Consider the following 24414-nt stretch of genomic DNA (forward strand, 5'->3'; position numbering starts at 1 on the left):
GCCTCAACAAATGCTCCATTTGTAAACTCAGCAATTAAGTCATTATTAGCACTTAAAATGAGGGATAGTGCTGTCAGCATTTAATTGTTAGACTCTTCTTTCCGGGAAGATACTCGCTTGTTTAATAGGGTACTTCCTGTACCCAGACCAGCAATTACGGTTAGAGCTAGTGTAGAAGTCGGTTCAGGAACAGAAGCAGCTTGGACAAATGGATAAAGGAACTGACGGCCGCCGTAGTCATCGTTACGCAGTGGGCTTGGATCTCCAATTAAAGCACTTGGAATAAAACTTTCCATCAAAATATCAACGCCAAAGGTATCAATACCGGGGTCAGCGTTGGGAACATCAAACAGAGATAAAGGTGAAGCTGCCGGATTAAATGGATCAACTAAACCTGCCCATGAATTAGTTAAAGTAGCTAGAGCAGTCTCGCTGCTACTGCCATCAAAGTTGTCATCAATGAAAACACCAGGATTAATATTGAATTCAACATCTCCTAAGCCGATAGCATGACCAATCTCATGGGTCAGCAATAACTGGAAGAAATCTAGAGAATAAACGGCTTCAGGATTGTTGTTAAGAGTGATGTCTGCTCCAGAGATGGCACCTCCGCCACTGTAATCTGTAGTGCCTGAAGTTAGGGTGACATCACCAAAGGAAGCTCTAAAGAAGGCTTCGCCACGTTGTCCCGAATCTCCTGGGTTCCAGAAAGTTCCATCAATAGCTGCTAAGAGGTCAATCTCGGCTCCTGCGGTATTGACACTGCCTCTGCCAGTACCGACAACCTCTGTTTCCAGGTCAGCCACGAAAAATAAATCCGTTCCTAATCCAGATACTGGGTCAACCAAAGTCCAGGCATTGAACGCATTTTCAATTGCATTTTGAAACTCAGAGACACTAGGCAGTACATTCCAGCTAAATAAATCTCGGTAGGCTTGATAGGAGCCGCCTTGTAGTGAATATCGGAGTCCACCATCAAGTGAGCGTTCATTCCCATTAAGTATTCTTGGGTCTGCATCCCATCGAAACCCTCCAGATAACCCATCATTACCAAAAATAACAGCAGCTTTAGATGGAAGTGGGTTAGTTCCTATCGTAGCACAACTCAAGACAGCACTGGCTGTAGCTATTGAAAATTTTTTCACAACTTTGTTCAACATGATTAAATTTCCTGAGAAAATTCATTACCTGATATTGTTTCACCGCTCCTCCGGAAATTTATGCAAAAATTTCTTGCCTCACTAGATAAAAAAATGCCTGAAAAGTCGTGGCAGTATAGAATAAAGAAAATAAAAATCACACAATAAATCAAATCATAATCATTCCTATAGAGGGATAACCACTTTGCAGTTTTCCCAGGGTCAACGCATCTAATTTTTTTGACAAATGACCAAGAGGTACATTCCGAGAATGGAGACTGTGAGACATCTTAGCTCACGCTCCACAAACGCTATTTTAGAGCGGACGCGATCATGTCCAACCTTGATCGATAACTGATACGGGAGTTTTTATAGCAGGACTTACGCAAAGAGACTATGTATAGCGTATGCTAAATAGAGCGATCGCTATAATTTTTTAAGCGATTGCTGACGCAAAGCTCCGCTAACGTCTAAAGATTTTGGCCATTGTTAAAAAAAGGGTAAAAAACACCTATAAAATTGCTATTATTTCTCCTTCAGTTATTTGACTTACTGACTTGACCCATGACAAAAAACATTGCTGTAATTGTTCTGGGTCTAGACGTGCAAAAACTCGTGCAAATGTATCGTTAGATGGAATGCCATTAGGCAGTTCTAAAAAAGTTTTTAGCCATTCATATTTAGACTCACCATAAGCTTATCCACCCATGTATCCGCACCACAAATTACAGCACAAATAGTAATTATAATAATATCAATTAATTGATGACGTTTAGTTCTATCTACCCTCAGGTCTTCTAGTTCATAAAAATACTCATAAATACTCTTTTTTGGCTGGAGTTTCATTGTTAAATTTTTCTATTATTACTAGGATAATTATCCTAAAAGAAACTCTAATATTCAGTTTAATAGTGATTTTTTAAGTATTAATTATGATATTTATTTGATAGTTTTGACGGTTGAAAGTTTGGGTATTTTTTGATAGTAATTTGAGAAGCGATAGACTTCCAGTCCTCTTTCCTACTGAATGCTACGCAAACGCGATCGCATAGCCTCCATTTGAAATTATCTCCTTGGTCATTTGTCAAAAAAATTAGATGCGTTGACCCTGGTGCAGTAGCTTTAGGTTCACGTTATCAAAGGTCTAAATAGACTTAATTTTTTTGCTGTTTAATTTCAGTATAATTAGTGTAGTAGTTGTGCTTTAGGGACTAAAACACTTATTTTATTGCTCAACAAAGCCCAACTACAAACAAAAACTTGATTATCATCTGCTTACATTAAATTACTCTGATATTTCAACTCCAACTTGCACCTTTACTTCAACTGCTTCCTGTTGAGATTGTATCAATATTTTGCCAGAATTATGATTGGAAACACCTTCTTGTTTTGAAATCCTCAAATTCAACTTCTCAGCTAATACATCCCGTTGATTAATCAAATAAATACTAACTAAGGTTAAACCTACTCCCACTGACTGTAACGAACTCAAAACTTCTCCTAAAAACAAATTTCCAAACAACAAAGCAAAAATTGGAGTTAGAAAAGTTAAAGCACTTAAACTCGTAAGATTTCCAGAAGAAGCAAAATAAAAGAATAAACCATAAGCGATCGCGCTGCCGAAAATTGCGGCATAACCCATAGCTATCCAAGCATACCCATCAATATTTACCCACTGTCCAGACTCAAACCCTGCGGAAAGAGCAAGTAATGGAACACCACCTAAAATTAAATGCCAACCAGTTGCCATAACTGGGTCATTATATCTGCAAACCCAACGCACTAATACTGTTCCTACTGCCATAGATAGAGATGCTAATAACATCAACCATTCTCCACTTTGAAACAGCGCACCTATTCCCAGAGATGCTTCTATTGTTTCTGGATGCAGTAAACTTCCGATCCATTCATCAGGTAAACCAATTAAACTAATACCAAAAACACCAATACCTAAACCTAACCAACCCCAAAATCTAATTCTCTCTTGAAATAACCACAATGATAAAATAGCTACTGCCAGAGGTTGGGAGTCAATCATCACCGAACCCAAACCAGCACCAGTTCTGACTAACCCTTGAGCCAAAAACCCCTGAAACAAAGCACCATCTACTAAGGCAAATAATAAAATCCACAACCAAGCTATTTTTCCTTGTGGTTGAGGTCTTCCCTGAATCATTCCTACCAGTAACAATAATATACCTGCTGGCAATATACGCATTGCTGCCATAAAAAATGGTGTTGTCTGAGGAATAACACCTTTCATCGCTACCATTGCTGTTCCCCAGAAGAAAAAGGGAGCAATTAATAACAGTGGTGCAAAAGGAAGTTTTGAGTTAGTCAGTTTTAGCTGCATAGTTATTTCAGTTATCAGTTATCAGTCATCAGTTAGCCTCCTATCGGAGGAACTTCGTTATCAGTACCGACCGCTGTTTGCGCAGCATTCCGCAGGAAAGTCAGAGGCACCGAAATACTGAAGTTTAATTTTTCTGTCCCCTTGTAGAGCTACAGCTCGTGGCGCAGCCAAGGGGAGACTATTGACCCTATTTTTTGGTCATTATTTTAAACATTAATATTAAAATGTTATTTACAAATTGTAACAATTTTTCGTAAAAATATGTATGATTAAATTTGTTTAACTAATAATAAGGCAAAATTTCAAAATATTCATTAAATATTATTTAAATTGACAATTTAAGTATAATATGTTATTAAATTAATTCAGATAACTTGTGCTATGATTAAATTTGACTTTTGACTGAATAAAAGTATGATTTGGCCATTTAAGCCTCGGTATCGTAAACAAATTGCCCGAATTGAAATTAGTGGTGTTATAGGGAGCGACACCAGAAAACGAGTTTTAGAAGCACTGAAAACGGTAGAAGAAAGAAAATTCCCTGGTCTGTTACTGAGAATTGATAGTCCCGGAGGTACTGTTGCTGACTCTCACGAAATTTACAATGCCCTGAAAAATTTGCAAGATAAAGTCAAAATTGTGTCTAGCTTCGGCAATATTTCAGCCTCTGGGGGCGTGTATATTGGCATGGGTTCTCAACATATTGTGTCTAACCCTGGGACAATCACAGGTAGTATTGGAGTGATTCTGCGAGGTAACAATATAGAACGTCTTTTGGAAAGAGTAGGGGTTTCTTTTAAAGTAGTAAAGTCTGGTCCATACAAAGATATATTAGCCTTCGACCGAGAAATGACAGATCCAGAAAAGCAAATTCTCCAAGACTTGATTGATAATAGTTATCAGCAATTTGTCAAAATAGTGGCTGAGGCGCGAAATTTAGCTGTAGAAACTGTCAGAAGTTTTGCAGATGGCCGAATTTTCACAGGGGAACAAGCATTAGAATTAGGAGTGGTTGACCGTTTAGGTACTGAAGAAGATGCCCGTAAATGGCTTTGTGAACTGATAAAATTAGACCCAGAGAAGACCGAGAGTTGTACCCTCGAAAAACCAAAATCTTTAGTAAGTAAAGTTTTGGGTAATAATCAGGTATCATCAAAACTATCGGCAGCTCAAAGTTGGGTAGAATTTGAAGTATCTACCAATGGCTTACCTCTGTGGCTGTATCGACCTTAAGTTAAAATAAAAAGTTGTTGATTGGGAGGATTTTGGCGTGGTGTGGCGAGTTCAAGCAATTCGTGGGGCAACTACTGTCTCAGAAAACTCAAAAGAAGCCATTCAAGAGGCAGTAACGGAACTACTAGATGAGCTAGAGAACCATAATCAAATTGATCCAGGCCAAATTATTAGTACGACTTTCTCTGTAACTCGTGACTTAGATGCTATGTTTCCGGCAGCGATCGCCCGCCAACGTCCCAACTGGAATAATGTACCTTTATTAGATGTGCAGCAGATGCATGTTGAAGGTAGTTTAGAACGTTGTATCAGGTTTTTGATTCATGTGAATATGTCAGAAACTCAGGCCAAAAAAATTGTTCATACCTATTTGCGAGGGGCAAAAAATTTGAGACCTGACTGGCAGAAGGTATAAAAAAAGACAATAGTCTGTTAAGGATTTTTTTTGCTACGCAACGTTACGCGAATGCAAGCTATTAACTATTAATATTAACTATATCCAATATACTCAAGGGTTACTTTAGCTGTTTAGTGTCACTACACTCATTTTTTTTGATAACCTTTTAAGAAAATAAGCTAGAGTTATTGATAATGCTTACTCTAAATTTTTATTATATGAGAGCGCCATTTTTTGCCAATCTTATTATATCTACCCTTGTTGCCATAGTCACTTGGCTCTGGACTAGCCCTGCTTGGGCAGCAATTCCAGTTAAGTTATACGATCTAGAATACAAAGAATGTCCCTCTAGTTTAGAAAAAGGAATGATTTCTAGTGGTTCTAGCATGGCAGCTAAGTGTTTTATCATAGGTGGTAAAGCCAAAAATTCTTCTGATAAAACTTTATATGATGCTGATGTGTATGGACGTATTTATGATGCTGATAACAATAATGTTATGCAAAATCGTACCAGACTTGGGTCAATTGAAGAAGTACCACCAGGTGTCATTGATTTTGAAATCAGAGTTTCCATACCAGCAAATCTACCTACTCCATTGAAACTTAAACAGTTTAAATCATCTGGCTTTTCTCATAAAGTTCGGTGGCAAACTATTGAAGAATTTGATGGTTTTTAATTATTAAAGGCAGGTTGAGTTTTAAGAATTAATATCTATTTTCAATCTGCCTCAAAGTTTTTTTCAAATGATAGAATCACTATTTGATAGGTCTTTCAAAATATTATAGATACTAGGGCGTGTAATCAATTAAGGAGGTTGACATTAAGAGTATAGTATGCTGATGAAGAATAACTACACCAATCATAAAAAAGGACTGCTCTAAATGACTAGACCTTATGGCTTGCGTATGGGACTAATGGGAACGGATTCAAAATTTTAACTTTCAAACTATTGAGTTTTCTAGGTTCTGGCGTTGGTAGGAGGTGTTTGCCTCTCTCCCTGCGCATTTACTAATCTAGCAACTCTACCTTTGAGTGTCAACCCCTTTGAGCAAACTTTTTTATTTTCATGTGAAAAATAATGGCTGGGTATCATCTCTGGCAAGGCTTTGAAGATTTGAAAATTTATAAAAAAAAATATGAATCGCATTGAAAATCATCTAATTTAAAATGAAGATGTCCCAGAATTTTAGAGCAAGATATAAATATTCTTATTGATAAGGCCGTATGCTGCACAGGGTATTCTGAAAATATATAAAGTTTCAGGGCACAATCAAATGTCCAAAACATACTTAAGTTTAATGCTATGGAAATTTAGGAGGAGTCGTATTGAAAATACTCCTACGTCTATCTAGGATGATTGATGGTTTGAATGAATTAATTGGACGTCTTACTTATTGGTTAGTCTTACTGATGGTCTTAGTTGGTCTTTGGAATGTCATTGGACGCTATTTAGGTAGGAGCATTGGTCAAAACTTAACTTCCAACGCTTTCATTGAAGTTCAGTGGTATATTTTTGATCTGGTTTTTCTTCTTGGTGGAGCTTATTGTGTCAAACATAATCAACACGTTCGTGTAGATATTTTTTATGCTCGCTGGAGTCCTAGAAGAAAAGCTCTAGCTAACTTTATTGGTACGATATTATTTTTAATTCCCTTCAGTCTCATTGTTATTTTTGTTTCTTGGGGAGCTGTTTTAAATTCATGGGCTATCCTGGAAACTTCTCCCGATCCTGGTGGGTTACCTCGTTACCCAATTAAGACAATGATTATAGTTAGTTTTGTATTATTGTTTCTCCAAGGAATTTCTGAAGCAATTAAAAATTTTGCGGTTTTTACAGGCCAACTAACACCCCATAAGGAGTCTGATGAATCTGAGTATTGAATATGAATGGCTAGGTCCATTAATGTTTGCAGGAGCACTGGTGCTACTGTCCGTAGGTTACCCTGTAGCTTTTTCTCTGGGGGGTGTCGCCATAATTTTTGGATTAATAGGTATTGCTTTAGAAGTGTTTGATCCCATATTTATGACTGCAATGCCCCAAAGAATTTTTGGAATTATGGCCAATTATACTTTGTTAGCTATACCCTACTTTATATTTATGGGAGCAATGTTGGAAAAGTCCGGTATTGCAGAACAACTCCTGGAAACAATGGGGATACTATTTGGTAAAGTTAGAGGGGGTTTAGCTCTAGCAGTTGTTCTTGTGGGCGCTCTTTTAGCTGCTACTACTGGCGTGGTTGCTGCCACAGTAGTGGCAATGGGGTTAATTTCTTTACCTATTATGTTGCGGTATGGGTATAATAAAGAATTAGCGACGGGTGTTATTGTTGCATCAGGAACTTTGGGACAGATTATACCTCCTAGTGTAGTTTTGGTAGTATTGGCAGACCAACTAGGAATTTCTGTTGGGGATCTTTTTATTGGCTCTATTTTGCCTGGCCTACTAATGGCAGGAACATTTGCTCTTCATGTTCTAATTGTTGCTTTTATTAGACCAGACTTGGCTCCAGCTTTACCCTCAGAGGTGCGCAGTCTAGGAGGTAAAGCTATGGGTATTAGGGTGCTAACAGTAATGATTCCACCATTATTATTAATTTTACTGGTTTTGGGTAGTATATTTTTTGGTATTGCTACACCGACTGAAGCTGGAGCTGTAGGGTGTGTGGGGGCGATCGCTCTGGCTCTGGCCAATGGTCGATTTAGTTGGACTTCTTTGAGAAATGTATGTGATGTGACTCTCAAGACAACTACGATGGTGATGTTTATACTTCTTGGATCTACCGCTTTTAGTTTGGTTTTTCGGGGGGTTGAAGGCGATCGCTTTATGTTTGATTTACTTTCTAATCTTCCTGGGGGGACAGCAGGTTTTTTATTTGTCAGTATGGCAATTGTTTTTTTTCTTGGTTTTTTTATTGACTTTTTTGAGATTGCTTTTATTGTTGTGCCTTTATTTGTACCTGTTGCTCAACAACTTGGAATTGATTTGGTTTGGTACGGTGTAATATTAGGGGCTAATCTTCAAGCATCTTTTTTAACGCCTCCCTTTGGTTTTGCACTATTTTACTTACGGGGTGTGGCACCTCCAGAGGTTACTACTGGCGAGATTTATAGAGGTGCTATTCAATTTATCTTACTTCAGTTATTGGTATTAGTTATAATTATTTCTTTTCCAGGTATTGTGAATTTTCTGCCATCTTTAAGTAGATAAAAGTTTATAGCGTTGTGCACAGACAACAAGCAACAGGCAACAGCTCATCTGGGGGAGTAAATTGCCGATAGTATAAGACTTTTAGCTATTGGGCACCTCCTGCAATTTGTAAATATACCAGCGCAAACTGCTATAACTTGAAAATCTCTAGCCGAGATATATAGAACTTTTCAGCTCTTTTAACGAATTTTCAAGCAACTGCTGGAGTTTGAAAATAATTAAAAATTTTTCTCAACTATTGCATAAATCAAGGAGTTTAATATATACTGATTTTCAACTCCAGTTGATATGGAGTTACTGAGAAAAATATAGCTAAATTTGGAGAAATAAACTATGTCAAGGAGTTTTAATGTTCAGCAAGCTAGGCCTAGTAAAATTCAAATAGAAGTCACAGACATACCTGTGTTACAGGGAAAAAACTTGGCATCAGGATTAAACTTTGATGCAGATGGTGGCGACCGTAATTTTGATGCAGATGGTGGCGACCGTAATTTTGATGCAGATGGTGGCGACCGTCATCATTAATAGCTAGGTATTCAAGTCTTTTGATTTTTGTTTTGAATATTTAGGGGTTAAGACTTACCTATTTTCCCTATCTTAACTAGTCATGTAAGTCTTGAACTGGTGACAACTAAACAGAGCTAACGGTAAAAGCTTTACCCCTGCTTAATAAAAATATTTAGAGTATTGATTTTCAAAATTAAGTGTATTATATTTTTTCTTTATACAGCCTAAGAAGCGTTTATAGTAATTTCAGTTTAGATTGAGACAAGCGTTTCTTGCCTTGAAAGAGTTTTAGCGGAAAAAGTGTTTCATTACTTATTTGAAATGACTATACTAGAGTAAAATAAATATTAAAATACCAAGTAATTTTTTTGTAATATTGTAATATATAGTATTCATAGTTTCAAAATCTCTTGAAGTACCAAGAGCAACAAGTAAAAAAAATTATTGGTTAGGATTTAGGGTTACAACGTATTCCAGCTTTCTCGAACTTCTAAAAAATACAGAATCAATTTTAGGTAGCTTTATAATATGAGAAAGTTAAGAATTCTATAAAAAACTATGTTAAAAACTTAATAGAAAAAATTATCAATTACCTCAAACCTAAAGTATTTAATAAAGCTCTATCAAAGAATACAGAATCAATTTTAGGTAGCTTTATAATATGAGAAAGTTAAGAATTCTGGAAAAACCCATCCTATAATTATTATCAAAAATTAATAGAAAAAAATCTCGATTATGTCGTGGCTAAAATACTTAATAGAACCATTACCCCAGGAAGAGTTTCTGGAAAACAACTGGACAAAGAAAGCGATCGCCATCTCTAGTAAAGGACAGAAAGATTTTACGGACCTTTTTTCATGGGACAAACTCAACCATCTATTGAACTTCCATCAAATAGAATATCCCGATCTACGTCTTGCATTTGATGGAAAAGTTCTAGAGGCAAAAGAAAATAGAAATCTTACCCAATGGTGTCAGAAAGGTGGGACCTTAATCATAGACCAAATTCATCAAAGGATTCCAGAGGTTTCAATGTTGGCCTCAAAACTTAGTTATGAGTTAGGATATCCTACTCAGGTCAATGCTTACTGTTCCTGGTCTAGTAAACAAGGTTTCTCTCGTCACTACGATACTCACGATGTATTTATTCTGCAAGTAGAAGGAAGCAAACAATGGTATGTCTACACCGACACTTTAAAATACCCATTGCCAAATCAGAAATCATCCTCTATTGAACCACCAGAAGAAGAAGCTTATTTAAGTTGTATTTTGCATCCAGGAGATGTACTTTATATACCTCGCGGACATTGGCATTACGCAGTTACAAAAGAGGAACCATCTATTCATCTAACTTTAGGTATTCACGGTAAAACAGGTATCGATCTATTGGAATGGTTAATCTGTAAATTACAACACAGAGAAGAGTGGAGAGAAAGTCTACCTTTAAGAGTAGATAATAATTCTTTTAATCTAAGCGTAGAAACCTTAATTCAAGACTTAGAACAGTATATAAATAATCATAATATTAGCGAAGAATATTATAGCTATTTAGATAGTTTGGGAAAACCTATCTATCAATATGCTTTGCCATATCAAGCTGGATTTAATATATTTGCGAATGGTATTGAAACTAAGTTTATAACTCCTCAATTTCAACGTTTAAAAATTTCTCAAATAGCCGAGGGAGAAGATGAATATAAAATTATAGTTTCTGGTAAAGAAGTATCTCTAAAAGGAGTACCAGAAAAGTGTATTGAAAATTTATTTAGTCGAGAAACATTTACAGGAAAAGATGTCATAAATTTACTGCCAGATTATGACTGGGAAATAGATATTATGCCAATGTTATCGAAGTTAGTTAATGAAAAAGTTATTTTTGTAGAACCAGGAGTTTAAACATGAATACATATATTTGATAATGCCATGGAAACTAAGTTTAAAATCCCTCAATTTCAACCTTTACAAATTTCTCAAATAGCCGGGGAAATATGAATATAAAATCATAGTTTCTGGTAAATAAGTATCTATTAAAGGAGTACCAGAAAAGTTTATTGAAAATTTATTTAGTCGAGAAACATTTACAGGAAAAGATGTCATAAATTTACTGCCAGATTATGACTGGGAAATAGATATTCTGCCCATGTTATCGAAGTTAGTTAATGAAAGAGTTATTTTTGTAGAACCAGGAGTTTAAACATGAATACATATATTTGATCATCCCATGAAAACTAAAAGTTAAAAATACCTCAATTTCAACCTTTACAAATTTCTCAAATAACTGGGGAAGAAGATGAATATAAAATCATAGTTTCTGGTAAAGAAGTCTCTCTAAAAGGAGTACCAGAAAAGTGTATTGAAAATTTATTTAGTCGAGAAACATTTACGGGAGAAGATGTCATAAATTTACTGCCAGATTATGACTGGGAAATAGATATTCTGCCCATGTTATCGAAGTTAGTTAATGAAAGAGTTATTTTTGTAGAACCAGGAGTTTAAACATGAATACATATATTTGATCATCCCATGAAAACTAAGTTAAAAATACCTCAATTTCAACCTTTACAAATTTCTCAAATAGCTGAGGGAGAAGATAAATATAAAATTATAGTTTATGTTCAAGAATTAATAATTACTTCTCCTTGAAAAGAAGAGACTTTAAAGCTTAATTATTTGGTAAAGAAGTATCTATTAAAGGAGTGCCAGAAAAGTTTATTGAAAATTTATTTAGTCGAGAAACATTTACTGGAAAAGACGTCATAAATTTACTCCCTGATTATGACTGGAAAATAGATATTATGCCAATATTATCGAAGCTAGTTAATGAAAGAGTTATTTTTGTAGAACCTGGAGTTTAAACATGAATACATATATTTGATAATGATGGAAACTAAGTTTAAAATACCTCAATTTCAACGTTTACAAATTTCTCAAATATCCGAGGGAGAAGATGAATATAAAATCATAGTTTCTGAAAAAGAAGTATCTATTAAAGGAGTGCCAGAAAAGTGTATGAAAAATTTATTTAGTCGAGAAACATTTACTGGAAAAGACGTCATAAATTTACTCCCTGATTATGACTGGAAAATAGATATTATGCCAATATTATCGAAGCTAGTTAATGAAAGAGTTATTTTTGTAGAACCTGGAGTTTAAATATGAATACATTTTTTTGCGCTGATGCTTGCCGAAAAGCAAATGAAGATATTATTGGAAGTGGTACAAACTATTCCATATATGTGTTGATAGAGTGCCCTTACCCTTGGGATTATAATGCTTATGAGTCTCGTTATCTACCAGAAAATTTAGAGATTTTGATGAGAGAAGTCAGTAAATCTAAGCTTTCAGTCAGATTTTTACTAATCACTCAAAATCAAAATCAAAGACAAAATAATAGAAAAATTTTAATCTATGAAAAAGAGCAAAGTTCATTTGTAAGTGGTTATAAAAAATATGAATTTGATGTAGAACATCCTGAAAAAATGGCTCCTGTTATTCAAAAATATTTAGCAGGAGATAATTCAGATATTAATGCTCAAGAAAATCAAATTAGGGATATGTTAGTTTGTACTCACGGTAGCCATGATAAGTGCTGTGCTAAATATGGTAATCCGTTTTATATGCAAGCTAAAAAAACTATTTCCGAATTGGGTGTAAAAAATACTAGGATTTGGAAAGCAAGTCACTTTGGTGGCCATAGATTCGCACCTACTATGATTGATTTTCCTGATGGTAGATATTATGGGTTACTTGATGGGGAATCTTTTAAATCTATTTTGCTACGAACGGGCAATATTAAATTATTAGGTGGTGTATATCGAGGTTGGGGCATTTTACCAACTTGTATTCAGGCATTAGAAAGGGAACTTATGTTCCGCCATGGTTGGGAATGGTTTGAGTATAAGATTAATTTTTTAGACCTCGATATAAATTCTGATAGAACATTAATTAACACTCAATTAGCTGTAGTTAAACCTGATGGATCTAGATACACTTGTGAAGGTAGGTTAGTCAAAGATGAAAGTAAAACTATTCAACTCAAAGGTTCCTGCGATGCTACTAATAGTTATGAATTTATAAAGTATTATGTTAGCCATATTAATTTCACAATTGAACGGAAAATTACTGAGAAAGTAGTTGTAAATTATCCTCAGAAAAAAGCAAGTTAAAGTACATAAATTGATGGGGTATGTCTAAAAATTGAAATGGCTCGCCAGTTTCAATAAAACCTATTCTTTTATAGAACTTAGAAGCACTGAGACGAGTCATTACTCTCAAATGTTTTAGTTGTTTTTGCTTGGCAATTTCAATAATTTTTTTGGTTATAGCTGTTCCTATTCCCTGAAATTGAAATTCAGGCAAAACACAAAGATATGCAATACTTCCTAATTCTTCAGATATTTCCCGGAGTCTAGCTGACCCAATAATTTGTTGTTTGCAAATAGCAATAATATGTAAAGCACTATCTTCATATTCGTCTTTTTCTGTTCCTATCTCCATATTTATTGGCGCTCTTAATACTAACCAACGTTGATAATACATTGCATCTTTTTCTTGTTGGTTTTGAATTAAGCGAATCTGAAATTCTCTCATTTTTCAAGCATCTTTAATGGGTGTATCTCAATTTTAAATAAAGCCAAAAATTTATCGCTTTTAGGAAACAACTCATCTGGCAACAGGGAATATATAGGAGAAAGTATGTTTGCAAATATTGAGATGCACCCTCTTTAATTATGGCTTACCGATTAAATTTAAAACCATTGACAGAGTTTGGCTAAAGCCTTTTTGTGGTTGAAAAAAGGTAAGTATTCAGCCTTCAGCTATCAGCTTAATTAGCTTTAATTGTATAGGTTAAAAACTCAAAACAAGTCTTGCTTGTGTTTCAATTTATGGGTAGAAAATGTAGTATAAGTTAAACGAATTTTTACTTCATTCATTAAAAAGCTGAGAGCTGACCGCTAGAGAGCTGACCGCTAATAGCTGTTTGCCCAGCAGTCCGCAGGAAATGCTTACGAAAAAAGTACCAGGTTTCCAGTCCAAAACCCTCAAAAAGTTAGCATAACATAAAAGGCATAATAATTGCAGAAAAATCACTCTAAAAATTGTTCCAACTACCTCCTAATTAAATGCTATTCTCCGTTCCTCCTAACTACTTTCTACTCCCCCACTCCCCTACTCCCCCAATCCTGAAAAAGACTTTATCAGCAAACCCTAATTAAAGGCGATCGCCATTCAGATTAAGGCCAAGCAGGATGAGATAATATAGACCCAAACATTCGTACCCCACGCAGTAAATTGGATAGAGGCAAATGGCCTTTTGGCGCACTCAAATCCCAAGTAAATTCATTTGGATATCTCGTCCAACTATTGCCATTTTTCCAGCCGATTTTTGGTAGCAACTTATCCCAATTTTTACCCACGCTTAACCACATTTCTCTCTGTACAGAATATCCAAATTTACCTTCTGAATAAACCAACCACATAGTATTAATAGTCTGGAAATCTGGAATGGGAATACTATCTACTTCTGAAAAATAAAGCCATTTTCTTTGTACAGCTGCCTCTCCTGCCAATTCACACAATTTTTGCATAGTTAATTTATCAGCTTCTAAAAAATCTTGATGAGCTAGTTTTACTTGTATATGACTATAGTCAACATTAGATTCTGATTTTATAGGTACAACTCCCAGAGGAAAATTTTTATTTATAAATTCATCAACTTTCGATGAATCTACTTGACGTAAAACTTGGTATATTTTTCCTGAAATTATAGTAGGTGAATCTAATTTTTGCGTTTGTAAAAATTCCATTAATATTTGCAAACCATCATTCCCTGTTTGTGCCAAAAGAGGAATTACCTGTAACTGTTTTTTTTCAGAACTAGATTCTAATTGAGATTGCAGTTCAGCTATATTAAATGAGGGGTTTGTTGTAGAATTAATCCTTGATTCTGTCATAAAATTACTGTGTGTTTCAGCTTTTGAAGTTAATTGATAATTAACCGAATAATTAAGGTTTAAAGTCTCTTCCTTAAAAAGATAAAAAAGCAGTCGATCTTCGGAGCTTCCCGTAGGGTGGTATGGTGAGGATACCTCGCCATATCCAATCGACTAAGAGAAGAAAAAATTTTCCTTTTACTCAATCTTGTTCTTGAAAAGAAGAGGTAATTGTTAATTATTAATTATTAATTGTTGAAAACTATTTATTGTGTAAAATACGATTAATAATTCTAGTAGTGGAAGTAGAAACCTCTATTTGAATTAAAGAAATTTTACCACCATATTCGATAATTTTTGGTGCTTCTGGTAATGTTTCAACCGAATAGTCCCCACCCTTAACATATATATCAGGTTTAAGTCGTTCTATCAGATGAGTAGCAGTCGTTTCATCAAACATGACGACTCCGTCCACTGGTTTCAGAGCGACTAAAACTTCTGCCCGTTGGTCTTGGGGGATAATTGGCCGCACAGGATATCCCGATTGTTGTGGCTTAATTGTTTGTACTGATCGGTCGCTATTTAACCCTACTATTAGCGAGCGTCCCAAAGATTTAGCTGCCCATAAATAGCGAATATGTCCTGCATGAAGTAGATCAAAGCATCCATTTGTAAATACTAAAGGTCGCCAATCAGTTGGTTGAAAATTGATTGTCTGTTCTAGTTCAATTAAATTGTACAAACCAGAAATTAGTTTTTGGGAGTCCATTCTTTAATATTTATCTTTATGCTTGACCTTCATTGACATTTTGTTCAGTAGGTACTTGATATCCATGTTCAAACGCATAACGAACTAACTGGGAGCGATTTTCTAAATTTAGCTTTCTCATTATTTTACTCAAATGAGTTTGTACAGTTCGAGGACTAATAAATAGGCGATCGCTGATCTGTTTATTTGTCAAACCTTGAGCTACTTCCCAAAAAACTCTTTCTTCTGCTGGTGTTAGAGGTAGTGGTTCGGGAATTTCCTGAGATTTTGTTGTTTGAACTAGATTCTTTTCAGTAAGCTTTTTCATTTCCAGATGAACACGACGGGAACGGTCTAATTGAGCCTCAATTTTTGCTACCAATTCTCGCATTTCAAATGGCTTATTTATATAATCATCTGCTCCCATAGATAAACCCACAATTCGGTCTTCTAACTCTCCTTTACTCGATAGAAATATAAATGGTACTAATTGACCCAAATCACTAGAGCGTAAACGTTGACAAAATTCCAAACCATCCATTTGCGGCATCATTATATCAGAAACAATTAAATCCGGATTTAATTGTTCTAACATTGATAGTGCATCTAAACCAGAATTTGCATCTTTGACCTCATATCCTTGTAATTCTAGATGTCGTTTTAATAGAATTCTTAAGCTGTCTTCATCATCTACTATTAGTATTTGTTTCTTGTTCTCAATGTTATCGTTCATTGCTGACTTAATCCTCCTCGTTTACCCATTCATACTAGAATAATATCTTGTTATATTTATTTATTTTTACATTAATTTTCTACTTTTAATATGATATAGTAGATATAGTAATTTCAAATAACAATGAAACACTTGTTCTGCTAAAAGTATTTCAATGAAAGAAACCCTTGTCTCAATCTAAACTGAAATGACTCTATTTGTGATTTTCATTAGTATTTTTTTGTAGACTGTAGTTTTTACCATTATTTCTGGTTTTTAACAATTACTGAATCAATTAATTTTTTTGAGATTTGTATTTAACTTAATACGAAATCTTACCTGATTTATTTGAACATTAGTATAAAAAAGTCAATATGATAGGTTTGAAGATCAAAAATCAAACTGTTAAAATAAGCTTAGTCAAGTAACAAAATTGGGTCTTGTAAAGAATGGTAGTAATTTGGCCTATTTCTAGACCATTATTACACAATATATACTTCAGTACCATCAATTTCTAAATAATAGTGATAGATAAATCCTGATAGATTCTTTGTAAACTCTGCGATAATGTTAAAGACAGAGAGTTACAGCTAATAGCTAAAACATATTTTAGCTATTAGCTGTAGTAGAGTGCATCCTCAGAAATTAAGACCCGCTATACCCAGTGAACGATAATTTTATAACTTAGTAAAATGCCATGAAAGCAACAAACATTCGTCAATATTCCTCCATAGCTGCTAGGACTCTTACTGTAGTAGGGATAATTATGATTTTGTCTTCTCTACTTGACTTTGTAGTATTGTCAATTCCTTTCAATATAAGTAGTAGAGCATGGCAAATTGGTCTAGTGACACAGTTAGTTGATCGAGGAATTATTCCTATGGTAGGAATGGCCCTATTATTTACAGGCTATTGGGTAAACAGTAATTCTGGCCTTCAAGATAACTCCACATCCTCTATATTAGATTTGAGATTTTGGGGACTTTTACTAGCGAGCTTATTAGGACTAATATATTTGTTACTATTTCCTCTACATTTAAATAATACTCGTCTAGCTCGGGCAGAGGCCATTGAACGAATAAATCAGCAAGCAAATACAGCTGAAACACAATTAGAAGCTCGTGTCAGTACCAGCGAATTTCAAAATCAGATACAACAAAGGCAAAGTCAATTAAAAAATCAATTTAGTACATTATTAGGAGATGAAACTAGGCTGAATGAAGCATTAGAAAATGAACAATTATCAGAGCAAGTGAAAAGCTTGTTAGAACAATCAAAAGAAAATCCTCAAATTATAGATGAATTTCTCAATCGTCAGGCACAACAATTACCAGCTCAACTTTTAACTAGAATTCGTACTCGCAAGCAAGAATTAGAAGAACAAGCTAACAGCAATTCTTTTAAATCAAGTGTTAGAACAGGTTTTAGCAGCTTACTTTTAGCAGTAGGCTACATTATGATTGGTTGGACAGGTTTAAAAAATATGGGAATTATTAAAGGTAAAGGACGTCGCCAAAATCCTGCTAGATAGTTAATTGAATGCAAAATAATATCTCATAATATTTAGAGTATTTAGAGATAAAAACTTTAAATAATTTGGTAAATTAGGTAGGGCAGTAAGAGCTAATTTTGACCAGTAAGGATTTAAGTTGAAACTTGCTTGATCGCAATGATCAACGCCCTACCTTTGAATATCATAATTTCATTTCCGCATTTACCAACTTAATAACAAAGAGCAGTTACTAAAATTTACCGAATGTTCTCAATTTATATACTGACTTACAACGAAGAGATAGATATCGCGGCTTGTATTGAGTCAGCAATGTTGTCAGATGACATTATAATAGTAGACTCCTTAAGTAGCGATCGGACTGTAGAAATAGCAAAATCTTATAATGTACGGATAGTTCCACATAAATTTGAAAGCCATGGAAAACAACGAACATGGATGCTACAGGAAGTTCCTACAAAATACGAATGGGTCTATATCCTAGAAGCAGATGAACGAATGACCCCAGAATTATTCAACGAATGCCTAGAAGTAATAAAAAGTCAAGAATATATTGGGTATTATGTTGCGGAGCGAGTGTTATTTATGGGGAATTGGATTCGTAATAGTACACAATATCCCCGCTACCAGATGCGCTTATTTCGTAAAGACAAAGTATGGTTTACCGATTATGGTCATACAGAAAGAGAAGTTTGTGACGGTCCCACAAGTTTTTTGAAAGAAACTTATCCCCACTACACCTGCAGCAAAGGAATTTCTCGGTGGATAGAAAAGCACAATCGCTATTCTACAGATGAAGCAGCAGAAACAGTTAGACAACTAGAAACAGGAAACGTATCTTGGAAAAATCTATTTTTTGGAGCTTCAGAAGTAGATAGAAGACGTGCCCTCAAAGATTTTTCCTTACGGTTGCCCTTTAGGCCAGTAATTCGCTTCATATATATGTATATTTTCCTGAAAGGATTTCTTGATGGCCAAGCAGGATTGGCTTGGTGTACCTTGCAAGCTTTCTACGAATATCTCATACTAATTAAAGTCTGGGAAATGAAAAATATGCCTGTACCATCATTAACTTCAGTCATCGATGCTAATTCATCAAAAGTAGAAATAGAGGCACAAGGGTGAAACATAACTTAACCATTGGAACAACTGTTGCTTGCTAGAGCTTAAAAACGTAGACTATCCAAGACTTATATCTACAAAATGTCTATGTTTTTATGCCATTAATTTGTGTTATTATCACATACGTCTGCTAAGACCAGAGGATTTTAGCAACGATTATGGAGTGTTTTGCACTCGACTTTTCATCTCTGATGAAAACCCTAGAGGGAATCCTAAACTCAATGTGTTTGAGCGGAACATTAACCTTCTTTGCCAGTAGACTTATGGACAGGTGAGTCGGAAAATCGCTCTTAGTCACCGATGAAGAGCGTGTCTAGGATTATCTAGATTTTTAGAAGGTGCTAAATAGCTATAGTGATTAAGTTGTTGAGTTTACTGATTATATTATGTAGCCCCACCCACAAAGGCTGATTAATAACTTGAGTATTGCAAGGTAAATCAAAATTAATAGTTAATATTCCCCAGTAAACATCGTAAATCTACACAAAACCTAAATAAATTTAAAGTATGCATCTGAGCGAAATTTCTCATCCTAACCAGTTGCACGGTCTTTCAATTCATCAATTAGAAGAAATTGCTAGACAAATAAGAGAAAAACATCTAGAAACCGTTGCTACAAGTGGAGGACATCTAGGTCCTGGATTAGGAGTAGTAGAACTGACCCTGGGTCTCTACCAAACTCTCGATCTTGATCGGGACAAAGTCCTATGGGATGTCGGCCACCAAGCTTATCCACACAAAATTATCACAGGCCGATATCACAATTTCCATACCTTGCGGCAAAAAGATGGGGTGGCAGGTTATCTAAAACGTTGTGAAAGCAAATTCGACCATTTCGGTGCAGGTCATGCTTCTACAAGTATCTCTGCTGCTTTAGGAATGGCCTTGGCTAGAGATATGAAAGGAGATAATTTTAAGGTAGCAGCAATTATCGGTGATGGTGCTCTAACTGGTGGTATGGCCTTAGAAGCCATTAACCATGCAGGTCACTTACCTAAAACTAATATGCTGGTAGTGCTAAATGATAATGAGATGTCCATCTCTCCTAATGTGGGAGCTATTTCTCGCTATCTTAACAAAATGCGCCTCTCTCCACCAATCCAGTTTCTTAAAGATAACTTAGAAGAACAATTCAAACATATTCCCTTTGTAGGTGAAACCTTTACACCAGAAATGGAAAGGCTCAAAGAAGGGATGAAGCGTTTGGCAGTATCAAAAGTGGGAGCAGTTATTGAAGAATTGGGCTTCACTTATATTGGTCCTGTTGATGGACATAACTTAGAAGAACTAATTACAACTTTCAAGCAAGCTCACGAAATTCCTGGGCCTGTATTAGTTCATGTTTCTACAACTAAGGGTAAAGGATATGCGGTGGCAGAAGAAGATCAAGTCGGTTATCATGCTCAAAATCCCTTTAATCTAGCTACTGGCAAAGCTTTACCAGCAAACAAGCCAAAACCTCCCAAATACTCTAAAGTTTTTGCCCATACCTTGGTGAAACTTGCCGAAAATAATCCTAAAATTATCGGTATTACTGCTGCCATGGGAACTGGTACCTGTCTGGATAAACTTCATGCTAAGTTGCCAAAACAATATATAGATGTTGGTATTGCCGAACAACACGCTGTGACTCTAGCTGCGGGATTAGCTTGTGAAGGGATGCGGCCTGTGGCAGGTATTTACTCGACTTTCTTGCAACGAGCTTATGACCAAATTATCCATGATGTTTGTATTCAAAAGTTACCTGTTTTCTTCTGTTTAGACCGCGCTGGAATTGTGGGAGCTGATGGCCCTACTCACCAGGGAATGTATGATATTGCCTATTTACGTTGTATCCCTAATATGGTAATCATGGCGCCTAAAGATGAGGGAGAGTTACAACGGATGGTGGTGACAGGGATTGACTATACAGATGGTCCTATTGCCATGCGGTATCCTCGTGGTAATGGTTATGGTGTGCCATTAATGGAAGAGGGTTGGGAAGCTATTCCTATTGGAAAAGGTGAAATTCTGCGGAATGGTGATGATGTTTTGATATTGGGATATGGTTCGATGGTACATCCTGCCATCCAAACTGCGGAAATTCTCAGCGAACATGGTATTGCAGCTACAGTGGTAAATGCTCGTTTTGTCAAGCCTTTGGATACCGAATTAATTTTACCTTTGGCACAACGTATTGGACAAGTTGTGACTATGGAGGAAGGCTGTTTGATGGGTGGTTTTGGTTCAGCAGTTACGGAAGCATTGATGGATAATAATGTGCTTGCACCTGTGTTACGTTTGGGTGTACCGGATAAGTTGGTAGATCATGCTAAACCTGATGAGTCGAAGGCTGATTTGGGTTTGACTCCCTCGCAGATGGCAGAACGTATTTTGCAAAGTTTTAAGTCGAAGTTATCCACTGTTAACGTTTAATATTTTTGTGGGAAATTCTTGAATAGTAGGGACGTTCCATGGAACGTTCCTATACTGCTCTAACCACATGAAAACCACTATAATCTTTCAATCATTAAGATTCTGAATTTGGCTAATTAACCAACTATATATTTGACTACGACCATTTGTCCGACACCGACGCAACGCCTCTTCAAGTAAAATTGAGTTTTTCATGGAGCATTCGCTTGCTACCAATATCATCAGAAAAAGACGTTTTGGCAATTTCAATTACTAGATCGGGAGGTGAATAAACATCTAGATCGACAATAGTTGTATCGGGGGGAATAATTTCTGCGTTTTCGCCAATGTAGAATGCCAGGTCTGGTTGTGCTTCACCTTCCCCAATTTTTCGCAAAGAACAGTTGGTGAGTCCTACTAAAGGGATATCTTTGATGCCACTGAATAAAGCTACGGCATATCCAATAGAGAAATTATCATAGGAATGGTCGCACACCCTGGGGTTTCATTTCAATTCTTAGTTCCCCATTGTGATCATAGCATTTAGCTTCTTCTGGTTCTCGAATAGTTTGAATGTACTCGTCCCAAGTAGCTGTTACCTAAATAACGCGGGAGCATGAAAGCCATCGTCTTTTAAGCGATGGATGAAAGGCAACTCGTCGGATTTTAATCCGATGTACTTTATTTGACCGAAAGGCCACGCTGAAGGTCCCCGTGTTTGAACTGGGGGGGATGAAAATCAGGGAGTCGTTTGGACTAGACAAATTTAGTTTTCCTCTGTTACTATGATTGACAATAAGTTTTCGGTCCGCCCGTTTCAAATGTACTCTTGTCAGCAAGTTTTAGTTGCTCAAAATTCTGAATTAATTGCTATCTTAACATTCTTATGTGAACAGTCTCACAAGCTCACTAATATGGGAATATATTATGCCAGGCAACTATATTTTAAGTCTCAAAAAAGCATTGGCAAGTATGACTTGGAAAAAGTCTACAAAAAGAACTATCATTACAAAGTTCTATATTCTCAAGCTGCACAACAAATATTGAGAACTGTAGCTGAATCATTTAGGTCTTATTATGGTCTGATTATGGCCTATAATGAAGGTAAAATCTCAAACAGACCAAGGATTCCTAACTACAGAAAAAAAGGGGGAATGGCTACAGTTAGTTACCCCAAGCAAGCATTAAAACTTAAAGGTAATCAAATTAGAGTCCCACTAGGTAATACTTGTAAGCGCTGGTTTGGAGTAGATAGTTTTTTAATTCCAATGCCTAATAATCTAGCATTTTCTACTCTCAAAGAACTGAGAATATTACCGAGGAATAGATGTTTTTACTATGAATTTGTCTATGAAAAAGAAGTAATAGTTAAACCTCAATTACATCAAGAAAATATCTTAGGAATAGACCATGGTGTAAATAATTGGTTGACCTGTGTATCTAATGTGGGTACGAGCTTAATTGTAGATGGTAAACATCTCAAATCAATGAATCGTTGGTACAACAAACAGATATCAATTATCAAAGAAAATCAACCGACTGGATTTTGGTCAAATAAGCTAGCTGCCATTACTGAAATTCGTAACCGCCAAATACGATTTGGGTATAAATAAAGCAGCTAGAATCGTAATTAATCATTGCGCACAAAAATTCTATTGGTACAATTGTATTTGGTTGGAATAAAGGTCAGAAAAATCAAATAGAATTAGGAAAAAAAAGTAATTCAGAATTTGTACCAATTCCCACAGCTAGACTCAAAGAAAGAATAGCTCAATTATGTGAAGAGTATGGGATTCTATTTATAGAAACAGAAGAAAGTTATACAAGTATGGCTTCATTTTTAGATGGTGATGATCTGCCTAATTATGGTGAGAAACCCAATGATTGGAAACCATCACCGAAAAGAATAAAGCGTGGTTTGTATAGAACAGGTAATAATTGCTTGATTAATGCAGACTGTAATGGAGCTGCAAATATCATCACAAAAGTAAGCAGAAAGCTAAGTTTAGACTTAAGCCAACTGTGTAGGGGCACTTTGACTTGTCCCCAAAGAGTGTATCTTTGGTCAGCTAAGAAGAAACGGAGCAACACGGGTTTACCGGTGTTGCGTAGTATCTGCGCTTGTTTCCCCGTGACTTCAGTCCGGGGAGTAGTCAAACACTTATCTATCGGTAATTTGGTTTGGAGGTAATCTATGAATAACCTCAGTTTCTGAGTATGTTAATTATAACTGTTCTTCAAAGAACCAATATATAAATAGATTTTTCCAATAAAAAATTGTAGGGATGTTCTATGGCATATCCCTACAATGGTTGCTCGAAAAGACTGACTATAATTTCTGAAAAATTCTATTTACGCTTTAACATTGAACTTGCACCAACAGCTCCAAATGCTAATAAACCTAAAACTGAAACTGGTTCTGGAGTTGAAGCTTGCTCGTAAACAACGTTGTCAAACCTAAGTCTGTCAACGAAACCTTCAACTATCGGACCTTCTAATAACATCTCAGAGAAACTCATGTCTGAAACAAAACCGAAAAATCCGAGTGGGGTATCGGGAATATCAATTGTATCAGAACCAATTACAAACTGAGTTGTGAAATTGCCCTCAGATACACTTTGAAAGTCAGCACCAAAGGCAGTAATTGGAGAATCAAAATTTAATTCCACCCTTGAGAATGAAGAAGGAAAAGCAACTACATCAACATTAGGCGTTCCATCTATTACAGTGAATGAAGTATTGATGAAGTTTGCAGTAGGAATTTGAAACAAATCATTAATAAGAGTAAAATCCCCTACATCCAAGCTGCTGCCATTGAAGGATGTATCTTCAGTAAAGTCGTTGAAGTCTTCTTCGCTGAAGGAACCAACTGCTGCTTCCCAGGCAGCGCGGTCTGTAAAAGTAGTAAAGTTTGCAGCTTCAGCAATGCCAGCAGATAAAGTGCTCAAAACAACAGCAGTAGCTAAACTTTTTACGGTCTACGACCGTAAAAAGTTGATTGCATTTTTTTTGTTTACTTGACTAACCATAATAATTACTCTCCATGCAGATGTTGACTTTATTTACAGTAAGTTAAGTTTCTTTAATTAACTTAACTATGAATATACTGACATAAGCATTTTGTGAGACGCAAGTAGTTATTAATAGTCAATCCACT

The 24414-nt window shown here is 35.7% G+C and carries 23 protein-coding genes and 1 pseudogene; 15 read left to right on the forward strand and 9 right to left on the reverse strand.

The window, feature by feature from the left end:
* Positions 1–80: 80 nt before the first annotated feature.
* From F6K23_RS11780 to F6K23_RS11790, 3 genes and pseudogenes are all read right to left on the reverse strand, one after another.
* Entirely contained in the window at positions 81–1160 is a 1080-nt protein-coding gene (locus F6K23_RS11780) for a hypothetical protein (RefSeq protein WP_293155047.1), read from the reverse strand.
* Between the two features lie 496 nt (positions 1161–1656).
* Positions 1657–1985: pseudogene (locus tag F6K23_RS11785) on the reverse strand (ISAs1 family transposase); the annotation flags it as partial.
* A 439-nt stretch (positions 1986–2424) separates the two neighbouring features.
* Positions 2425–3492 carry a DMT family transporter gene (locus F6K23_RS11790; RefSeq protein ID WP_293155050.1) on the reverse strand — a complete coding sequence of 356 codons (1068 nt, stop codon included), beginning with the start codon at positions 3490–3492 and terminating at the stop codon, positions 2425–2427.
* A gap of 414 nt (positions 3493–3906) precedes the next feature.
* On the opposite strand from F6K23_RS11790, the gene sppA reads away from it, so the two are divergent.
* The 10 genes from sppA to F6K23_RS11840 all read left to right on the forward strand — a co-directional run bounded on the left by sppA (position 3907) and on the right by F6K23_RS11840 (position 13004).
* Positions 3907–4725 carry a signal peptide peptidase SppA gene (sppA, locus tag F6K23_RS11795; RefSeq protein WP_293155053.1) on the forward strand — a complete coding sequence of 273 codons (819 nt, stop codon included), beginning with the start codon at positions 3907–3909 and terminating at the stop codon, positions 4723–4725.
* A gap of 37 nt (positions 4726–4762) precedes the next feature.
* Positions 4763–5140 (forward strand): chorismate mutase, encoded by a 378-nt coding sequence (gene aroH / locus F6K23_RS11800; RefSeq protein ID WP_293155056.1) that lies wholly within the window; start codon positions 4763–4765, stop codon positions 5138–5140.
* Positions 5141–5340: 200 nt separating this feature from the next.
* Positions 5341–5799, forward strand: a complete 459-nt coding sequence (locus F6K23_RS11805) for a hypothetical protein (protein WP_293156137.1) — start codon at positions 5341–5343, stop codon at positions 5797–5799.
* Positions 5800–6449: 650 nt separating this feature from the next.
* Positions 6450–7004: a TRAP transporter small permease subunit gene (locus F6K23_RS11810; protein WP_293155059.1), complete on the forward strand. Its 555-nt coding sequence runs from the start codon at positions 6450–6452 to the stop codon at positions 7002–7004.
* A complete protein-coding gene (locus F6K23_RS11815; protein ID WP_293155062.1) occupies positions 6988–8331 on the forward strand; it encodes a TRAP transporter large permease subunit in 1344 nt (447 codons plus the stop codon). Before F6K23_RS11810 ends, F6K23_RS11815 begins: the two co-directional genes overlap by 17 nt.
* A 333-nt stretch (positions 8332–8664) precedes the next feature.
* Positions 8665–8856: a hypothetical protein gene (locus F6K23_RS11820; protein ID WP_293155065.1), complete on the forward strand. Its 192-nt coding sequence runs from the start codon at positions 8665–8667 to the stop codon at positions 8854–8856.
* 717 nt (positions 8857–9573) lie between these two features.
* The gene (locus F6K23_RS11825) at positions 9574–10734 is read left to right on the forward strand and encodes a cupin domain-containing protein (RefSeq protein ID WP_293155068.1); all 1161 of its coding nucleotides are present in this window, start codon (positions 9574–9576) and stop codon (positions 10732–10734) included.
* Between the two features lie 800 nt (positions 10735–11534).
* Positions 11535–11693 carry a hypothetical protein gene (locus F6K23_RS11830; protein ID WP_293155070.1) on the forward strand — a complete coding sequence of 53 codons (159 nt, stop codon included), beginning with the start codon at positions 11535–11537 and terminating at the stop codon, positions 11691–11693.
* 22 nt (positions 11694–11715) lie between these two features.
* Positions 11716–11991: a hypothetical protein gene (locus tag F6K23_RS11835; protein WP_293155072.1), complete on the forward strand. Its 276-nt coding sequence runs from the start codon at positions 11716–11718 to the stop codon at positions 11989–11991.
* A 2-nt stretch (positions 11992–11993) separates the two neighbouring features.
* Positions 11994–13004 (forward strand): sucrase ferredoxin, encoded by a 1011-nt coding sequence (locus tag F6K23_RS11840; RefSeq protein WP_293155074.1) that lies wholly within the window; start codon positions 11994–11996, stop codon positions 13002–13004.
* Here F6K23_RS11840 and F6K23_RS11845 read toward each other — a convergent pair.
* From F6K23_RS11845 to F6K23_RS11860, 4 genes are all read right to left on the reverse strand, one after another.
* On the reverse strand, positions 12958–13428 hold the full coding sequence (locus F6K23_RS11845) for a GNAT family N-acetyltransferase (protein ID WP_293155077.1): 471 nt from the start codon (positions 13426–13428) through the stop codon (positions 12958–12960). The genes F6K23_RS11840 and F6K23_RS11845 overlap by 47 nt on opposite strands.
* Positions 13429–14072: 644 nt before the next feature.
* Positions 14073–14792 carry a GUN4 domain-containing protein gene (locus F6K23_RS11850; RefSeq protein ID WP_293155080.1) on the reverse strand — a complete coding sequence of 240 codons (720 nt, stop codon included), beginning with the start codon at positions 14790–14792 and terminating at the stop codon, positions 14073–14075.
* A gap of 241 nt (positions 14793–15033) precedes the next feature.
* The gene (locus tag F6K23_RS11855; RefSeq protein WP_293155084.1) at positions 15034–15540 is read right to left on the reverse strand and encodes an adenylyltransferase/cytidyltransferase family protein; all 507 of its coding nucleotides are present in this window, start codon (positions 15538–15540) and stop codon (positions 15034–15036) included.
* Between the two features lie 16 nt (positions 15541–15556).
* Complete coding sequence (locus F6K23_RS11860; RefSeq protein WP_293155087.1) at positions 15557–16252, reverse strand: response regulator transcription factor; 696 nt, start codon at positions 16250–16252, stop codon at positions 15557–15559.
* Positions 16253–16928: 676 nt separating this feature from the next.
* Between F6K23_RS11860 and F6K23_RS11865 the strand changes: the two genes are divergently transcribed.
* The 3 genes from F6K23_RS11865 to dxs all read left to right on the forward strand — a co-directional run bounded on the left by F6K23_RS11865 (position 16929) and on the right by dxs (position 21278).
* Positions 16929–17762: an HpsJ family protein gene (locus tag F6K23_RS11865; RefSeq protein WP_293155090.1), complete on the forward strand. Its 834-nt coding sequence runs from the start codon at positions 16929–16931 to the stop codon at positions 17760–17762.
* A 225-nt stretch (positions 17763–17987) separates the two neighbouring features.
* Positions 17988–18866 carry a glycosyltransferase family 2 protein gene (locus tag F6K23_RS11870; RefSeq protein WP_293155093.1) on the forward strand — a complete coding sequence of 293 codons (879 nt, stop codon included), beginning with the start codon at positions 17988–17990 and terminating at the stop codon, positions 18864–18866.
* Between the two features lie 504 nt (positions 18867–19370).
* A complete protein-coding gene (gene dxs / locus F6K23_RS11875; protein WP_293155096.1) occupies positions 19371–21278 on the forward strand; it encodes a 1-deoxy-D-xylulose-5-phosphate synthase in 1908 nt (635 codons plus the stop codon).
* A 172-nt stretch (positions 21279–21450) separates the two neighbouring features.
* Here dxs and F6K23_RS11880 read toward each other — a convergent pair whose 3' ends face one another.
* Positions 21451–21753 (reverse strand): Uma2 family endonuclease, encoded by a 303-nt coding sequence (locus F6K23_RS11880; RefSeq protein WP_293155099.1) that lies wholly within the window; start codon positions 21751–21753, stop codon positions 21451–21453.
* Between the two features lie 325 nt (positions 21754–22078).
* Here F6K23_RS11880 and F6K23_RS11885 point away from each other — a divergent pair, with 325 nt between their 5' ends.
* Together F6K23_RS11885 and F6K23_RS11890 are read left to right on the forward strand one after the other, a co-directional pair.
* A complete protein-coding gene (locus tag F6K23_RS11885) occupies positions 22079–22870 on the forward strand; it encodes a transposase (protein ID WP_293155101.1) in 792 nt (263 codons plus the stop codon).
* A 215-nt stretch (positions 22871–23085) separates the two neighbouring features.
* Positions 23086–23448 (forward strand): hypothetical protein, encoded by a 363-nt coding sequence (locus F6K23_RS11890; protein ID WP_293155104.1) that lies wholly within the window; start codon positions 23086–23088, stop codon positions 23446–23448.
* A 157-nt stretch (positions 23449–23605) separates the two neighbouring features.
* Here F6K23_RS11890 and F6K23_RS11895 read toward each other — a convergent pair whose 3' ends face one another.
* On the reverse strand, positions 23606–24205 hold the full coding sequence (locus F6K23_RS11895; protein ID WP_293155107.1) for a hypothetical protein: 600 nt from the start codon (positions 24203–24205) through the stop codon (positions 23606–23608).
* Between the last annotated feature and the right edge of the window lie 209 nt (positions 24206–24414).

The organism is Okeania sp. SIO2C9, assembly GCF_010672455.1.
In the GTDB taxonomy this organism is placed as follows: domain Bacteria; phylum Cyanobacteriota; class Cyanobacteriia; order Cyanobacteriales; family Microcoleaceae; genus Okeania.

Excerpts from the sequence above, each read along its gene's own strand:
- sppA (WP_293155053.1), top strand. The coding sequence starts at position 3,907 with ATGATTTGGCCATTTAAGCCTCGGTATCGTAAACAAATTGCCCGAATT.
- F6K23_RS11860 (WP_293155087.1), bottom strand. The coding sequence starts at position 16,252 with ATGAACGATAACATTGAGAACAAGAAACAAATACTAATAGTAGATGAT.
- F6K23_RS11780 (WP_293155047.1), bottom strand. The coding sequence starts at position 1,160 with ATGTTGAACAAAGTTGTGAAAAAATTTTCAATAGCTACAGCCAGTGCT.
- F6K23_RS11870 (WP_293155093.1), top strand. The coding sequence starts at position 17,988 with ATGTTCTCAATTTATATACTGACTTACAACGAAGAGATAGATATCGCG.
- F6K23_RS11885 (WP_293155101.1), top strand. The coding sequence starts at position 22,079 with ATGTACTCTTGTCAGCAAGTTTTAGTTGCTCAAAATTCTGAATTAATT.
- F6K23_RS11790 (WP_293155050.1), bottom strand. The coding sequence starts at position 3,492 with ATGCAGCTAAAACTGACTAACTCAAAACTTCCTTTTGCACCACTGTTA.
- dxs (WP_293155096.1), top strand. The coding sequence starts at position 19,371 with ATGCATCTGAGCGAAATTTCTCATCCTAACCAGTTGCACGGTCTTTCA.
- F6K23_RS11890 (WP_293155104.1), top strand. The coding sequence starts at position 23,086 with ATGGCTTCATTTTTAGATGGTGATGATCTGCCTAATTATGGTGAGAAA.
- F6K23_RS11845 (WP_293155077.1), bottom strand. The coding sequence starts at position 13,428 with ATGAGAGAATTTCAGATTCGCTTAATTCAAAACCAACAAGAAAAAGAT.
- F6K23_RS11805 (WP_293156137.1), top strand. The coding sequence starts at position 5,341 with ATGAGAGCGCCATTTTTTGCCAATCTTATTATATCTACCCTTGTTGCC.
- F6K23_RS11815 (WP_293155062.1), top strand. The coding sequence starts at position 6,988 with ATGAATCTGAGTATTGAATATGAATGGCTAGGTCCATTAATGTTTGCA.
- F6K23_RS11850 (WP_293155080.1), bottom strand. The coding sequence starts at position 14,792 with ATGACAGAATCAAGGATTAATTCTACAACAAACCCCTCATTTAATATA.
- F6K23_RS11855 (WP_293155084.1), bottom strand. The coding sequence starts at position 15,540 with ATGGACTCCCAAAAACTAATTTCTGGTTTGTACAATTTAATTGAACTA.
- F6K23_RS11825 (WP_293155068.1), top strand. The coding sequence starts at position 9,574 with ATGTCGTGGCTAAAATACTTAATAGAACCATTACCCCAGGAAGAGTTT.
- F6K23_RS11865 (WP_293155090.1), top strand. The coding sequence starts at position 16,929 with ATGAAAGCAACAAACATTCGTCAATATTCCTCCATAGCTGCTAGGACT.
- F6K23_RS11835 (WP_293155072.1), top strand. The coding sequence starts at position 11,716 with ATGATGGAAACTAAGTTTAAAATACCTCAATTTCAACGTTTACAAATT.
- F6K23_RS11820 (WP_293155065.1), top strand. The coding sequence starts at position 8,665 with ATGTCAAGGAGTTTTAATGTTCAGCAAGCTAGGCCTAGTAAAATTCAA.
- F6K23_RS11840 (WP_293155074.1), top strand. The coding sequence starts at position 11,994 with ATGAATACATTTTTTTGCGCTGATGCTTGCCGAAAAGCAAATGAAGAT.